Genomic DNA, 669 nt, shown 5'->3' on the forward strand with positions numbered 1-669 from the left:
CCAATGCGCGGGTCAGGCCCTCGATGCCCGCCTTGGCGCTCTGGTAGAGCGCGAGATCCGGCAGAGCCAGGTGCCAGCTCACCGAGCCGAAGTTCAGGATGACGCCGCTGCCGGCCTCCTTCATCCCGGGCGCGACGGCCTGCGCGGCGAAGAAGAAGTGGCGCAGGTTGACCGCGAAGCGCTCGTCCCAGTACGCGGGGGTGACCTCGCCGATCGAATGGCGGTCGTCGCTGGCGGCATTGTTGACCAGCACATCGATGCCGCCGAATTCGGCCCGCACCGACGCGATGGTCCGCTGCAGGGCAGGCAGGTCCCTGAGGTCCACATGGTCGAAGCGCGGCGCCCAGGCCGCGCCGGGCGCCAGTCTTTCGCGCAGGGCATGGGAGAGCGCGTCCTCGATGTCGACGAAGGCGACACGGGCGCCCTGCCGCACGAAGGCTTCCACCAGCGCGGCACCGATGCCGGAGGCGCCTCCGCTGATGAAGACCCGCTTGCCCTTCAGGCTGGCGTACGTCGTCGTGCTGGCCGAGGGTTGTTGTTGTTGATGCATGGCTGGTGTCTGCTGGTGGATGAATCGGGGCGGACGATCAGGCCGACCGGGCCTGGGCCTCGCGCGCGGCCCACAGCATCCCGCGTTCGAGGATCGTGCGCATCGGCAGTACCTCGAAC

At 69.1% G+C, this 669-nt stretch carries 1 protein-coding gene; it reads right to left on the reverse strand.

The window, feature by feature from the left end:
- A partial coding sequence (locus AC1DTN_RS38005) for an SDR family NAD(P)-dependent oxidoreductase (RefSeq protein WP_477925315.1) occupies positions 1 to 550 on the reverse strand: 550 nt, incomplete at its 3' end.
- Positions 551 to 669: the final 119 nt, after the last annotated feature.

This window comes from Rhizobium sp. 01T444, assembly GCF_056398305.1.